Annotated in this window: 7 protein-coding genes, 1 tRNA gene and 1 pseudogene; 2 read left to right on the top strand and 7 right to left on the bottom strand. The window is 63.9% G+C overall.

Annotated elements, in window-relative coordinates:
• The 3 genes and pseudogenes from B0T39_RS25230 to B0T39_RS18715 all read right to left on the bottom strand — a co-directional run.
• Positions 1–86 (bottom strand): annotated as a pseudogene (locus B0T39_RS25230) (IS5/IS1182 family transposase); the annotation flags it as partial.
• 112 nt (positions 87–198) lie between these two features.
• On the bottom strand, positions 199–1,278 hold the full coding sequence (locus tag B0T39_RS18720; RefSeq protein ID WP_081549238.1) for a calcium:proton antiporter: 1,080 nt from the start codon (positions 1,276–1,278) through the stop codon (positions 199–201).
• A 262-nt stretch (positions 1,279–1,540) separates the two neighbouring features.
• On the bottom strand, positions 1,541–2,917 hold the full coding sequence (locus B0T39_RS18715; protein ID WP_081549236.1) for an MATE family efflux transporter: 1,377 nt from the start codon (positions 2,915–2,917) through the stop codon (positions 1,541–1,543).
• A 296-nt stretch (positions 2,918–3,213) separates the two neighbouring features.
• Here B0T39_RS18715 and B0T39_RS18710 point away from each other — a divergent pair, with 296 nt between their 5' ends.
• Positions 3,214–3,831, top strand: a complete 618-nt coding sequence (locus tag B0T39_RS18710) for a TetR family transcriptional regulator (protein ID WP_081549235.1) — start codon at positions 3,214–3,216, stop codon at positions 3,829–3,831.
• A 177-nt stretch (positions 3,832–4,008) separates the two neighbouring features.
• Here the strand turns inward: B0T39_RS18710 and B0T39_RS18705 are convergent, their stop codons facing one another.
• Both B0T39_RS18705 and B0T39_RS18700 read right to left on the bottom strand, forming a co-directional pair.
• Entirely contained in the window at positions 4,009–4,791 is a 783-nt protein-coding gene (locus tag B0T39_RS18705; RefSeq protein WP_254894601.1) for an AraC family transcriptional regulator, read from the bottom strand.
• 209 nt (positions 4,792–5,000) lie between these two features.
• On the bottom strand, positions 5,001–7,250 hold the full coding sequence (locus tag B0T39_RS18700) for a M9 family metallopeptidase (protein WP_081549233.1): 2,250 nt from the start codon (positions 7,248–7,250) through the stop codon (positions 5,001–5,003).
• A gap of 717 nt (positions 7,251–7,967) precedes the next feature.
• Here B0T39_RS18700 and B0T39_RS18690 point away from each other — a divergent pair.
• Positions 7,968–8,052, top strand: a tRNA-Tyr gene (locus B0T39_RS18690).
• A 50-nt stretch (positions 8,053–8,102) separates the two neighbouring features.
• Here B0T39_RS18690 and fghA read toward each other — a convergent pair.
• Positions 8,103–8,936 (bottom strand): S-formylglutathione hydrolase, encoded by an 834-nt coding sequence (fghA, locus tag B0T39_RS18685; protein WP_176219605.1) that lies wholly within the window; start codon positions 8,934–8,936, stop codon positions 8,103–8,105.
• A gap of 19 nt (positions 8,937–8,955) precedes the next feature.
• A complete protein-coding gene (locus B0T39_RS18680) occupies positions 8,956–10,080 on the bottom strand; it encodes an S-(hydroxymethyl)glutathione dehydrogenase/class III alcohol dehydrogenase (RefSeq protein WP_081549226.1) in 1,125 nt (374 codons plus the stop codon).
• Positions 10,081–10,180 lie beyond the last annotated feature (100 nt).

Below are 10,180 nucleotides of genomic sequence, written 5' to 3'. Positions count from 1 at the left end.
GTTTTCTTGCGCAGGCTTTCCAATAGCGGTCTGATCTGTTCGAACTGTTCACGACTTACGTCGCTTGGATAATGGCTTCTTCGCATTCGGCAATTATCTCAGGACGAAAAGATCGTGAACAGGCTCTGAGAACCTGGTCCGCCAATACAAAACCGCCAGCCGGCAACGGTTGGCGGTTTTTTTGCGCGGTGTGGACGCTCAGGGACTGATGGCGAAGAACACGAAGGACGCGAAGATCACCAGGTGGACGATGCCCTGCAAAATGGTGGTGCGGCCCACGGCCAGCGACATCGAACTGACCAGCAGGGTCAGCACCAGGAAGATGGTTTCCTTGTTTTCCAGGCCCAGAATCAGCGGCTCGCCCATCACCACGAAGATCAGCGCCACGGTGGGGATGGTCAGGCCGATGGAGGCCAGCGCCGAACCCAGCGCCAGGTTGAGGCTGGTCTGCACTCGGTCCGCGCGCGCGGCGTTGGCGGCGGCCAGGCCTTCCGGCAGTAGCACCAGCGCGGCGATGATGATGCCCACCACGGCGGCAGGCGCGCCGGCCGCTTCCACGAAGCCTTCGATAGACGGCGACAGCAGCTTGGCCAGGCTGACCACGCCCACCAGGCAAACCAGCAGCAGGGCCAGGCTGATCAGCGTCACTTTGACGGACGGCGGTGGCGCGTGTTCGTCCTCGCTGTGGCTGCCTTCCAGCAGGAAGTAGTCGCGGTGACGTATGGTTTGCACAAAGACGAAGGCGCCGTACAGCACCAGGGACACCACGCCGGTGAAGGCCAGTTGCGAGGAGGATAGCAGCGGGCCGGGCTCGCTGGTGCCGTAGTTGGGCAAGACCAGCGCCAGCACCGAAATGGCGGCCAGCACGGTGAGCGCCACTTTGGCGCCGCTGAGCTGGAAGTTCTGTTCGCGATGGCGCAGGCCGCCCAGCAGCAGGCAGATGCCGACGATGCCGTTGCAGGTGATCATGATGGCGGAAAAGATGGTGTCGCGCGCCAGCGCCAGCTTGCTTTCTCCGCCGGCCAGCATGAAGGAGACAATCAAGGCCACTTCGATCACCGTCACCGCCAGCGCCAGGATCAGCGTGCCGTAAGGCTCGCCCATCTTGTGCGCCACCACTTCGGCGTGGTGGACGGCGGCGAAGACGGTGCCGGCCAGCAGCAGCGCCAGCAGGGCGAGGAAGAGCGAGGAGGCGGCAAAGGTGGGCGCGGCCACGATTGCGGCCCAGGCGACAAGCGGGGCGGCGACGGTCCAGTGGGGAATGGTTTTCAGAGACATTGTTTTCCTTGTTATTGACAGGTTGGAGTCAAGCCGCGGCGGGGGCGCCAACAGACGGGTGCTATCACTATACGAATCGGCCCGCGATCCCGCGACCTCGAAACAAGACGAGATGCGGGGGCGGCCGGGAGCCGACGCGGGATGCGAGAGCAAGGAGGTGCGATACGCGCGCGAAGGATATAGACAATGGCAATTGGAACCGGTTCGCCAATGCCTAAAAAAAATGGCCGGAAATCCGGCCATTGGCTGAGAACGGTGGCGATCAGGCTGCGGTTGCCAGGTTCTCTTGACGTTTCAGGCGGCGGAAGGCGCCCCACAAGGCCAGCGCGGCCGCCGAGCCCAGCAGTAGGTTGACCAGCGGCATCGCCAGCCAGACGCCGTCCAGCGCCAGCCACAGCGGCAACAGCCACAAGGCCGGCAGCAGCAGCAGGGTCTTGCCTATGGTCAGCAGCAGCGCAGCCCGCGTCATCGCCATCGCCTGCAGCGCGATGATGCCGATGATCACCAAGCCATCGAAAGGCATGGCCAGCAAATGCAGGCGTAGCGCGTGGCTGCCGGCGGCGATCAGCGCGAGGTCTTCGCTGTTGTACATGCGCACGATCAGGGTGGGGAAGAGCTGCACCGCCGCCAGCGCGGTGAACCCCAGCAGCATGGTGACGCGCAGGCCGTAGCGCAGCGCCTCGCGGGTGCGTTCCGGACGGCCGGCGCCGGTGGAGTGGCTGAGCAAGGGCTGCAGGCCCACCGCCAGCCCATGCACTACCAGGGTGAACAGGGCTTCGCTGTAGCCGGCGGTGGCGTAGGCGGCCACGCTCAGGTCCGTGCCCCAGCGCAGCAGCTGGAAGTTGTGGGCGAACATCAGCAAGGCCAGGTTGAACTCCATCAACAGGCTGGACAGGCCCAGGGCCAGAACGGGGCCGCAGCAGCGCCAATCCAGCCGCAAGTTCGCCAGCCGCAGGCGCAGCCGCGCGTGGCGGGTGAAGAAGTAGCCTAGGCCGGCCAGCATCACCACCGATTCGGACAGCAAGGTGGCCTGGGCCGAGCCGGCCAGGCCCAGCTTGAACACGCCGACGAACAGGTAGTTGAAGACCACGTTGAGCAGCGAGCCTATCACCATCAACAGCGTGGCCAGCCGCGGGCGGCCGTCGTTGCGCAACAGATAGGTGGCCACCATTTGACCCATGGTGAACAGCGCGCCGCCCAGCATCCATTGCAGATAGTTGCGGGCTTCCGCCATCACGATAGGCTGCTTGTCGGCTTGCAGCCATTGCAGCAGGGTGTCCAGATACGTGAGGCCCAGCAGCGGGATGGCCAGGCTGATCAGGGCCAGCAGCGCCAGCGCCGCCACCAGGGTGGCGCGCGCGCGCTCGTAGTCGCCGCCGCCTTGCAAGATGGCGATGCGGGTGGCCGCGCCCATGCTCAGCATGGCGCCCAGGCCCACTTGCATCATCACCAGCGGATAGGCCAGCGCGATGGCCGCCAAGCCGTGGCTGCCGACGAAGTGGCCGACAAAGATGCCGTCGATGACCACGTAAAGGCCGGTGGCCAGCATGCCGGCGAGGGAGGGAATGGTGTATTGCCAGAACAGTTTGGACACCGGCAACGTGTCCAGGTCGCGGTGGTTGCTTGTTGTGTGTGACATGGTAGTACCTAAAGAGTCTGTTTACGATCTGCTGCGCTGCGGCGATACGGCGTTGAAAACCGCTTCGAAATGCTCATGTACCACGTGTACATTCCGCTTTCTCAGCCGTTTTCGCCTTGTCTCGCTCTTGCTCGCGAGGTCGTAAATAGACTCTAAGAAAAGTTTCAAAAGATCGAGGGACGGCAGGTCGGCGCGCCTTGCCTTGGCGGCGCCGAGTGTTGTCCATTCAATTAATCAATCACGGTTGATTAATTAATTCTTTGAGGTAGCATCTGGGGAAAAGTTCAGAGGCGGATATGGCCAGGAAAACCAAGGAAGAATCGCAAAAAACCCGGGAGGCGATCCTGGACGGCGCGGAGCGGGTGTTTCTGCTGCAAGGCGTGGCCAACGCCACGATGGCGCAGATCGCCGATGCTGCCGGCGTGTCGCGCGGCGCGGTCTATGGCCACTACGACAATAAGATGGAGGTGTGCCGGGCCATGGTGGACCGCGTGTTCGAACTGGACGCGTTGCGCTTCCCGGCGGAGCAGGCGTCGGCGGGCGAAACCCTGGTGGCGGTGGGCATGTATTATCTGCGCCAGTTCCACGAGCCTGGTCCGGCGCAGCGGGTGACGGAGTTTCTGTATCACAAGTGCGAGCGCAATGAGGAAAACCGCGGCATCCTGCGCCGCCGCGAGCTGATGGATCGCGCCACCATGCATTATGTGCGCCGGCAGCTGAGACGCGCCATCGCCCAGGGAGAGCTGCCGCAGGACATCGAGGTGGGCATCGCCGCCGAGTTCCTGGTGCGTCTGTTCGAAGGCATGTACGGGATGATGGACGGCGGCAAGGCGCCGTTCGCGGCTTGCGAGCGCATTTTGCGCGGAGCCTGGCTGAGCCTGGCTACGGTGCCGGCCTGGCGGGGCGGGGCTTGAGAACCTGTTTACGATCTGCTGCGCGTCGGCGATACGGCGTTGAAACCGAGCTCAAAATGTTCATGTGCCACGTGTACATTCCGCTTTTTCGCTCGTTTTCTCCTTGTCTCGCCTTAGCTCGCGAGATCGTAAACAGGCTCTGAGAACCCGTGCACAGTCAGCCGCGTTACGGCCTGGTCAGGGGCTGGCCGCCCAGGCCTCGCCCATGGTCGCCGAGGCGGGTGGCGTTCGCAGCCGCAATTGGCGCGGGCTGAGGCCGAACATCTGCCGGCACAGCCGGGTTAGCGCGCTTTGATCGGAAAAGCCGCAGCTGGCGGCGATGTCGGCCAGCGGCCGGCCGCTGTGCTGGATGGCGTGGCAGGCGGCTTCCATCCGGGTGCGGCGGATGAATTCGCCTACGCTGGCCTGGAACACCCGCTTCATGCGCCGGTCCATCTGGCCGATGCTGAGGCCGGACAGATCGCACAATTCCTCCAGGTGCAAGGGGCGGTCGTAATGGGTCTGGATGTGGTCGACGCAGGCGGCGAAGCGTTCGTCCAGCAGCTTCTCTCGAGTCAGTTCGGTCAGATCCTTGGAAATGCAGACCAATCCGATCAAGCGTCCGTCAGGGGCGTGCAGCGATTGTTTGTTGGTCAGGCACCAGCCGGGTGCGCGGTCGTGGTAGATGGTGAGGTCCAGCCGGTTGCGCACCGGCCGGCGCTCCGAGAAAACTTGCAGATCCTGGCTGCGGTAGCGGTTGGCCATGGCGTTGGGAAACAACTCGTGCGCGGTCAATCCTTCCGCCTGCCATTTGTTGCGCAGCGCGCAACGGCCTACGCAACCCTCGCTCAAGGCCAGATAGCGGCTGTCCAGGTCTTTGACCGCGAACACCACGTCGGGCAACTGATCGAACAAGACGGCCATCGCCTGCATGGCGTTCAGGTCGCTGACGATGTAGGGGCGTTGCGGCGGCATGGACATGGCGGGCGGCCTTATAAGCGGTTTACGGTGTGTTGAGCTCCAAAGAAACAGCCGGCGCCGACGGCGGACCGGGCTATTTAATCTTCATGTCATTCATTAATCATTGTTTGAGAACAAAATGCATTAATTCAACCCGTTTTGCAAGTCCGCCGCGGACGGGCCGCGGCGGCTTGGGTTGACGTGCTTGGCGCCAGGGTTTGAACCAGGTCTTAATCGTAGCTGGCGCTGACCGTGACGTTGGCGAAGGGTTGGCGCGCCTGCAGCGTCAGGTAGTACCAGCGGCCGGCTTGCGGCGCGGCGATGGCCACGCTTTCCTCGTTGCCGGTCGCGGCGGACGCGTAGTCGTAATTGCCGGGCGTTGGGTAGCGGTCCAGCGCCACGTAGAGATCGACGTCGCCGCTGCCGCCGCTGGTCCACAGCTTGAGGTTGCGCGCGCCGGCCGGCAGCAGGATGGTGGCGTAGGCCGCGCCGGAAGCGGAGGCGGAGAGACCGCCGATGGAGCAGTTCTTGCCCAGGTAGCTGGGAGAGGCTTCCTTGCACGGCGGCAGGCCGGTGTCCGACGGCAGCGGCGGTTGGCCTGCGGTGGTGGCGCTTTGTGCCCAGTTGGAGAATTCGGCGTCGTAGCGGGCGCCTATCTGCTGGATCTGATTGAGATAGCCGTTGTAATCGCCGCTGCGGAAGCGGGCGAGGAAGCCGTCCACATCGCCGCGGTGGCGTTCCATCATGAAGCGGGTGGCCATATAGCCCCAGCGGTAGGCGCGGGTGACGTAGTCCGTCATGCCGTAGGTGTTGCCGAAGATCTGGCTCAGCGTGTAGTTGCCGCTGCGGGCGGCGTCTATGGCCGGCTGGTTGACGTTGCCCAGCGACAGGTATTCGGCCAGCCCTTCTATCCACCATACCGTGGGCAGGCGGGTGCTGGCGCCGAAATCGCCGTACATGTCGAAGCGGCCGTCCAGATAGTGGATGTATTCGTGTTCCAGGTTCCAGACCTTGAAGGTGGGGCGCAGCCAAGAGGCTTCGTGAGCGATGAAGCGCGCTTGGTTGCCGGCCGCGGCCGGGTCGCCTTCCAGATACATGCCGCCGTTGTCGGTGCTGATGCCGTAGATGATGGAGGCGTATTTGGCGTAGTTGTTGTAATCGTTGAACACCACCACTTCCAGCGAGGTGTTGTTGTCGTTGGCCACCGGCTGCTTGCGGGTTTGCAGCATCTGGTGGAAGTAGGACTCCTCTTTTTGCAGCAGCGCGCAGGAGGACTGCAGCTGGTCCAGGGTCATTTCCTGGGAGCGGATGCGGATGCTGGCGCTGCAGGTGTAGCGATTGACCAGGATGGCGTCGGCGAGCCGGGTTTCGAAGTCGCAGGTGCCGTAATCGGCGCAGCTGGCGGCGTCGTAATACTTCACCGCTTCGGCGGCGGCCAGCCACAGCTCGTTGTCGTTGCCGGTCATGCTGCTGCCGGAGAGAATGGCCTGGACCTGGGGTTTGATCGCGGGCTTCAGCGCCGGGTATTGCATGAAGCGCAGCCCTTCGCGGGTGGCGTCGCCCAGCTGGAAGGCGCTTTCGGTGCCGAGCAGGGCGCTCTTGTTGGCCAGGGCGAAGCGGGTCAGCGCCGCCGAGTAGCTGCCGTCATTCTGCAACAGCGGCGCGGCGTTGGCGCGGCCGTGGGCGTAGAAGAACACGGTCAGCGCGCCGGTGAAGCCCTGGCTGGCGGTGGTTTCGCGCAGGGCCTGGGCGGCGTTGGGCTGGCCGGCGCTATTAGTGTAGCGTTGCACGATGGCGCGCATGCTGGGCAGGTAGTAAGCCTCGTCCGCCATATTGGTGATCAGCTTCATCACCTCGCCGGCGGTCGTGGAGGCCTGGGCGTTGGCGGAGAATAGTGCGTTGCCGTCGGCCAGTTGTTTGATGCCGGGGCGCAGCACGGAGAGCAGATTGGGGTCCAGCGCCGGCAGGGCGCCACCGCTGGCCAGGTAATAGCCGGCGCGCAGGTAGAGGGTGAGGTTGACCAGGGCCATGGAGCCGGCGTTGTACGCCGCGGCCTCTTGGGCGAAGCGTCCGGCGACGGCGTTGAGGTTGGCCGCGCTGTAGAGCGTGGCGGCCAGTTTGCTGTCCAGGGAGAATAGGCCGTAGGTGCAGGTGTAGTCGGGCAGGCCGGCCAGGTAGTTGGCCAGGGCCGCGCCGCTGTAGCCGGCCATGGCTTTCACGTCCGGGCATTGCACAACGGCGGCGCGGCGGATCAGCTTGCTTTTGGGCTTGCCGATCACGGTGCGGTCGTCAGGCAAGCGGTAGCGGGATTGCGCGTCGCTTGGCGGACGCTGTTGCCATTGTCGCGGCGGCGGCGCTTGTTTCGGCCGGGCCTGCGCCTGGTGGGGGGCTTTTTGCAGCTTGGGCGCGGCCAGCGCCGGCTGCGCCAGCAAGGCGGCGGCCAAGCTTAGGCTCAGCGCGGCGAGAGGAATGATCTGCATGGCTTGTCTCCGTATGTCAGGGCGTGTCCCTGATGGCGAGATCATGCCAATGGCACAGCGGGCTTTCTTGGCGCGCTTGAGCGTCCGCGCGCGCAGATTTGCCAAATCCGCGGCTGGCGCGGGGGAGCAGGCTAAGAGCCTGTTTACGATCTCGCGAGCAAGGGCGAGACAAGGCGTTGCCGCTAAGGAGTGGAGTGGTCATACGGTGCATGAGCATGTCGAAGCCGGTTTCAACGCCCTTTATCTATCCATCCCGCCGGCGCGCAGCAGATCGTAAACAGGTTCTAAGAACCTGTTTACGATCTTTTGTCTGTGCTTTGAAACACGGTTTTCTGCACAGGAGGCAGCGTATCCGACGCGCCCCGGGTCCCTTCAAGCCTGCCGTCGGGTGGCAGGTCCGAGGTCTTAAGCGGCTGCCTGTTCGAGCCGCGCGACGGTAGCGCGCTGCGAGTTCAGCCGCGCCTCGGACCTGACGGGAACCGGCGGGAAGCCGTAGGCCTGGCTTGCAGGGTGGCCTTTGGGGGTGGAGGGGATATTTGGCCAAGCAAATATCTCCTCCCTGCTCGTCGGGCAGCCCCGGCAATGAAAATCATCATCCGCGCAGCGGATTCCATGTCTTGGAGCCATCTCTCGGAAAGATCGTGAACAGGCTCTAAGGGTTTTCGCTAGGCAGTGATTGACGTGGGCGGCGCGAGGCTATATTATCCGCCTCTCTCTGGAGGGGTTCCCGAGCGGTCAAAGGGATCAGACTGTAAATCTGACGGCTCTGCCTTCGAAGGTTCGAATCCTTCTCCCTCCACCAGATTCAACAAAAAAGCCAGGCGATGCCTGGCTTTTTTGCGTTCCGCCGTCTCACAGGCCAAGGTGGCGCGCGTGGAAACGCAGCTGTTCCTCAATCAGGCTGGCGACGAAGTAATAGCTGTGGTCGTACTCGGCGTGGCGGTGCAGCTCCAGCGGGTAGCCGCAGTCCCGCGCCGCCCGTTCCAGCGCCTCCGGCTGCAATTGCACATCCAGAAAGCTGTCGGCGAGGCCAATGTCCACGCGCAGCGGCAGTTGTCGCTGCGCGTGTTTGAGCAACAGGCTGGCGTCCCAGTTCTCCCAGGCGGCGCGGTCTTCGCCCAAGTAGGCGGCGAAGGCCTTTTGGCCCCAGGGCGCGTTGACCGGGTGGCAGATGGGGCTGAACGCCGATGCCGAGACATAGTCCTGCGGTCGTTTCAGCGCGCAGATCAGCGCGCCGTGGCCGCCCATCGAGTGGCCGGCCACCGCGCGCAGCCCGGTGACGGGGAAGTTGGCTTCGATCAGCGCCGGCAGTTCCCGGCTGACGTAATCGTACATCCGGTAATGACGGTCCCACGGCGCCTGGGTGGCGTTCAGGTAGAAGCCGGCGCCCTGGCCCAGGTCGAAAGCCTCGTCGTCCGCCGCTTCCGCGCCGCGCGGGCTGGTGTCCGGCGCGACGATGGCCAGTCCCAGTTCCGCGGCGACGCGTTGCGCGCCGGCCTTTTGCATGAAGTTCTCGTCGGTGCAGGTCAGGCCGGACAGCCAGTACAGCACCGGCACGCGCCGGCTGGCCCCCGCTTGCGGCGGCAGGTAGACGGCGAAGCGCATCCGACAGCCCAGCGTCTCCGAATCATGCAGATACTGTCGGTGCCAGCCGCCAAACGATTTGTTGGCGCTGATGTTTTCCAGGTTCACGCGCGTCTCCGGCTCAGTAATGGATCACGGAACGGATGCTCTTGCCCTCGTGCATCAGGTCGAAGGCTTCGTTGACGCGTTCCAGCGGCATGGTATGGGTGATGAAGTCGTCCAGGCGGAATTCGCCCCTCAGATAACGTTCCACATAGTCCGGCAACTCGCTGCGGCCGCGCACGCCGCCAAAGGCGGAGCCGCGCCATACCCGCCCGGTGACCAGCTGGAACGGGCGGGTGGAGATTTCCTGCCCGGCCCCGGCCACGCCGATGATCACCGATTCGCCCCAGCCCTTGTGGCAGCATTCCAGCGCCGCGCGCATCACTTTGACGTTGCCTATGCATTCGAAGGAGAAATCGACGCCGCCGTCGGTCATTTCCACGATCACGTCTTGGATGGGCTTGTCGAAATCATTGGGGTTGACGCAATCGCTGGCGCCCAGCTTCTTCGCCAGTTCGAACTTGCTCTCATTGATGTCGATGCCGATGATGCGGCCGGCGCCGGCCATGCGCGCGCCGATGATGGCGGACAGGCCGATGCCGCCCAGGCCGAAGATGGCCACGCTGTCGCCGGCCTTGACCTTGGCGGTGTTGATCACCGCGCCCATGCCGGTGGTGACGCCGCAGCCCAGCAGGCACACTTCTTCCAGCGGCGCGGCCGGATTCACCTTGGCCAGCGAGATTTCCGGCAGCACGGTGTATTCGGCGAAGGTGGAGGTGCCCATATAGTGGTAGATGGGCTTGCCGTCCTTGGAGAAACGGGTGCTGCCGTCGGGCATCAGGCCCTTGCCCTGGGTGGCGCGGATCTTCTGACACAGATTGGTTTTGCCGGACAGACAGAATTTGCACTCGCGGCATTCCGGGGTGTACAGCGGGATCACGTGGTCGCCCACCGCTACGCTGCTGACACCGGGGCCGACGGACTCTACGATGCCGCCGCCTTCATGACCCAGGATGCAGGGAAACACGCCTTCCGGGTCTTCGCCGGACAGGGTGAAGGCATCGGTGTGGCACACGCCGGTGGCCACCATTTTCACCCGCACCTCGCCTGCGCGGGGCGGCTGCACTTCCACTTCTTCTATGCTCAGCGGCTGGCCGGCGGCCCAGGCCACGGCGGCCTTGCATTTGATGATGTCCTGGCTCATGAGCCCTCCTTTGGTGTTGGATCGCCGTCGCCGACGGTTTTGAACCGGCGGCGGCAAAACTTTCATTGTATTTCTCGTGTTTGAATAGATAATCGTGGCA

The organism is Chromobacterium haemolyticum (assembly GCF_002081825.1).
GTDB classification, from domain to species: domain Bacteria; phylum Pseudomonadota; class Gammaproteobacteria; order Burkholderiales; family Chromobacteriaceae; genus Chromobacterium; species Chromobacterium fluminis.
Note: the sequence above shows the minus strand (reverse complement) of the source record. Positions and strands in the feature narration are given on the sequence as shown.

Excerpts from the sequence above, each read along its gene's own strand:
- B0T39_RS18715 (WP_081549236.1), bottom strand. The coding sequence starts at position 2,917 with ATGTCACACACAACAAGCAACCACCGCGACCTGGACACGTTGCCGGTG.
- B0T39_RS18720 (WP_081549238.1), bottom strand. The coding sequence starts at position 1,278 with ATGTCTCTGAAAACCATTCCCCACTGGACCGTCGCCGCCCCGCTTGTC.
- B0T39_RS18710 (WP_081549235.1), top strand. The coding sequence starts at position 3,214 with ATGGCCAGGAAAACCAAGGAAGAATCGCAAAAAACCCGGGAGGCGATC.
- B0T39_RS18680 (WP_081549226.1), bottom strand. The coding sequence starts at position 10,080 with ATGAGCCAGGACATCATCAAATGCAAGGCCGCCGTGGCCTGGGCCGCC.
- B0T39_RS18700 (WP_081549233.1), bottom strand. The coding sequence starts at position 7,250 with ATGCAGATCATTCCTCTCGCCGCGCTGAGCCTAAGCTTGGCCGCCGCC.
- B0T39_RS18705 (WP_254894601.1), bottom strand. The coding sequence starts at position 4,791 with ATGTCCATGCCGCCGCAACGCCCCTACATCGTCAGCGACCTGAACGCC.